At 36.0% G+C, this 3638-nt stretch carries 4 protein-coding genes; all 4 read right to left on the reverse strand.

The annotated features are described in order from the left end of the window. Window positions 1-53: 53 nt before the first annotated feature. Window positions 54-872 carry a hypothetical protein gene (locus V7127_RS16480; protein WP_335487826.1) on the reverse strand — a complete coding sequence of 273 codons (819 nt, stop codon included), beginning with the start codon at window positions 870-872 and terminating at the stop codon, window positions 54-56. A gap of 112 nt (window positions 873-984) precedes the next feature. Continuing rightward, the gene (locus tag V7127_RS16485) at window positions 985-1914 is read right to left on the reverse strand and encodes a CobW family GTP-binding protein (protein ID WP_335487805.1); all 930 of its coding nucleotides are present in this window, start codon (window positions 1912-1914) and stop codon (window positions 985-987) included. Next, the gene (locus tag V7127_RS16490; protein WP_335487808.1) at window positions 1911-2312 is read right to left on the reverse strand and encodes a hypothetical protein; all 402 of its coding nucleotides are present in this window, start codon (window positions 2310-2312) and stop codon (window positions 1911-1913) included. The genes V7127_RS16485 and V7127_RS16490 overlap by 4 nt, the downstream gene beginning before the upstream one ends. Window positions 2313-2418: 106 nt before the next feature. Next, a complete protein-coding gene (locus V7127_RS16495; RefSeq protein WP_438824016.1) occupies window positions 2419-3360 on the reverse strand; it encodes an LCP family protein in 942 nt (313 codons plus the stop codon). Window positions 3361-3638 lie beyond the last annotated feature (278 nt).

Raw genomic sequence — 3638 nt, forward strand, 5'->3', positions numbered from 1 at the left:
CGGGGGTAGGCGCTGGAGCTAGACAGAAAAAACTTGAGGAAATCTCAAGTTTTTTATTGTATATCCTGCATAAACCGAAGGGTATCTATTTTCCATGCATCTGCATGTGAAAATCGCACTAAATATATGTTTCCATTAAAGCTCTTTCTTCCTTTATTGTGAATGATCATATCTATTTCTACAGGTACTTCGATGTTTAATTCAATAGCTAGATCCTCGACAGGTAAAATGGCCATCCTGTTCAAATTAATATTTTCAATCTTCTTGAGATTGCCTTTCCCTTTCGTTTCCTGCAGCGAAAAGGCAGATACGATGCTAGCATCCTGCTGTTTATACCCTGCTATATAAGCACTGATTATTTCATAAGGGTCCGCATTGCCAGCGTATTCTTTAAGCCTTCCAGCTGCTTTTAATATCATTAATTTATGCGATAAATCCATAAAGTTTGTCCGATGTGTCGTACTGCCATGAAAATGAATACAAAAGTGACCAGGAAAGTTATTTTGCAAAGCACCAGCACCGTGAGGCATCCCATGCATGGAGGCTGCAATCCATTGTCCTTTATGAATAACGATTATCGCTCTCCTCTTCCAGCTCCATTTTCCATTATAGATTTCCTTCATTACTTTTGTTTCATTTGATGTTAATGGCTGAACATCGGCATGATGACTGCCAGCTCTTCTTTGTACTTTAAACTTTTTACCTGATTCTACATCCAAGACGGTGAACTTTGAGTACTTAGGCAAAATCTTATTAACCTGATCCCACGGGAGCATTTCGATTTGATGTCCCACTATGTTTTCATTTGCCTGAACATTTGTATCATAGGTACAAGCAGATAAAAACAGTAGAAATGCAATGAAAAATTTCATTTTCTCCACTCAATTTCTTAGTTTAATTTCTTATTCCTCTAAGAAAGTCTTCCAAAAAATCGACCCATGTATTCATTTTCATACAAAAAATCGTGTTGATCACACGATTTCATTAGGAGTTTGATTCTTTTTTCTCTAATATTTCCAACTGGCTTTCTATCTCCTGCCAATTTATCTTTTCACCGATAAAAACTAAGTTAAGGGGCATATTCATATTTTCCTGCAAATAGACAGGCATGCCGTATGAAAATTGAAAGAGAAAAGGATATTTCGAATAAGAAAATTTAATATACCCTTTTATCCGGTACATCGTATCAGGAAGATTTCTTAAAAAGTTTTCAAATTCACCTTGATCCACCGGCTTTTCAAACTTATAAACATAAGAGCTTAACTTTAATTCCTTCTTTACATGGGAATTCGCCGGTTTATCTTTTGTACTAAATGACAAATTCTTTATATACTCGATAGGTACTTTTGAGAATGCAGTTAACACGGAAAAAGCATGAGAATTTAGTGCCTGTATTTCCATTGATAGTTTTGCTTGCTCTGCTTCAGTTAAGACATCAGTTTTGTTTAACAGAATTAAATCAGCGTGCCTGACTTGTTCCATTAATAATTGCTGTACTTGAGGACCCAATGTTTTCCTGTTAAGCCACCTCATACCGTCAACTACTGATATAATACCTTTTACATGGATTTTATCTGCGAATAACGGCGAGAGTACTGCATCTAATACCTCAACTGGGTGTGCCGCACCTGTTGCTTCTATATAAATAACCTCTGGTTTTTCAACCATTAGCAGCCCCTGAAGCTGAGCCTCTAACTTATCTTGAATGGAGCAGCAAATACATCCATCCAGCAGTTCTTTAAGTGGAACATCCTCTTCAATTGCGTCTGAATCAATTGATACCTTTCCAAGCTCATTCATCATGACTGCTACTTTTCGATTTTGCTTCTTTTCCTCGATTAATAACTGCTTTAATAAGGTTGTTTTCCCGCTGCCCAAAAACCCTGCCAATACATATATATCCGTCTTAATCATGTATCTTCCCGCTCTCTCCTATGATCCTCATATATTTCTACGATCATCTTTTGCAATTTCTTCTCTAAAGAACTCATGTTTAAATTTATTAAATAGCCTACAGGGTGAAACATTTCCATCTTGCATTTCCAAATAGGAATATAGCCATTAGGATAATATACCCCATTTTTTTCTACACCTATTTCTAAATAAGAGTTATAGCTATCTAAAAATAGATCTTCCTTTGACGCAGATTTTCCTTTTTTTTCACGTATAAGTTCAATCATTAACGATTCAGACAGTATACGAAAATCGTCTTCATATTTTCCTTGAAGCTTTCTTCCTAAATTTTCGCACTGTTCCTCAATCCTAGCTACCTCTTGTCTAATCTGTTCATTTAGGTGAACAATTTGTTTCAAGAAATCACCTCTTCACACTATGCCTAAAGACACATTTTATCTGATTTTCTTGAACGTTACAATTGTAACGACCCGGAAATAAGAAAACGGGCATGAGCCCGCTTTCTCATTTTTCATGTAAAAAATCCTTAATCGCTTCTTCATTTTCCATAAAATCCAATTGTAAAACAGATCCTGCATGCCGATATTGTTTATTTTCAAAACTGTTGGAAATGGGTACTCTTAATGTTTGAACATCATTAACCGGATTTAACAGAAAGCTGGCACCGAGAGAAAAGGCATCATCGAACTTCAAGTCTGTTTCTACATAATGCATCGTGTGCTTAATCATTTCTGGGAATTTTGCTATTCCATCAATCGTTGCAAATTGTTTAATGGCCTGATCCTTTAATGAAATGAGAACCTCCTGCTGTCTATTAACCCTTCCAAAATCACTCATTTCATCATGCCTAAATCTTACGAAGGAAAGAAGCTCTTCACCGTGAAGTTTTTGCTTTCCTGGCTTTACACTTAAATTCATATCGTCAATCATCGCTTGAGAAACCTCAACCTCAAGACCATCAGGGGCAATTGTGTTCATTATGCTAATAAATCCTTTAAAATCAATGACGGCAATATGATCAATGGTTACTCCAAAGTTTTGTTCAACCGTTTGTTTAAGCAAGTCCTTTCCTCCGAGAGAATATGCATGATTGAGCTTGCTATAGGTCAATGGATGAATTGGAATTTTCACATAACTATCTCTCATCAAGGAAACAAGTTTAATCTTTTTATTAACTGGCTCATACCGAGCAAGCATAATCGTATCAGAACGTGAATTTCCTTCTCTCCTGCTATCAACGCCAATTAATAAAAAATTCTTTGGCTCTTTTGCCATTTTTAATGGCTCTGGCGGTATAGATGGAATGTTTTTTTCAATTACCTTTTCTATAACATTCTTCGGTTTGGGAAGATCATCTTCTTTATGATTTCTTTCAGAGGAAAAGGATGTACACGCAGTTAGCCCACCACAAATGAGAAATAAAATGAACCATCGTTTAATCAACACATCACCTCTTTACATGGAGCATTTATTTATGATTTATTTTTTTAAAAAAATAAAGGGAGCAAAATCTTAGACTGCCTTAATTTAATTGTTGGATGGAAGCGATGTTTCTATACCCGGTGTGTTTTTCTAATGCAAAAAAGCACTTTCAGCTGAAAGTGCTTTTTACAAAATTATCGCAGATTAACGGGCAGTAAGACCCCCACTTCAAGAAGTTGAGTAAAACATAAATTTCTAAGTGGGGATCAACAGCCCGTAAAGGCCCGATTATAGGAACACAG

This window comes from Bacillus sp. JJ1773 (genome assembly GCF_036962035.1).
Taxonomy (GTDB): domain Bacteria; phylum Bacillota; class Bacilli; order Bacillales; family Cytobacillaceae; genus Cytobacillus.

Excerpts from the sequence above, each read along its gene's own strand:
- V7127_RS16480 (WP_335487826.1), bottom strand. The coding sequence starts at position 872 with ATGAAATTTTTCATTGCATTTCTACTGTTTTTATCTGCTTGTACCTAT.
- V7127_RS16485 (WP_335487805.1), bottom strand. The coding sequence starts at position 1,914 with ATGATTAAGACGGATATATATGTATTGGCAGGGTTTTTGGGCAGCGGG.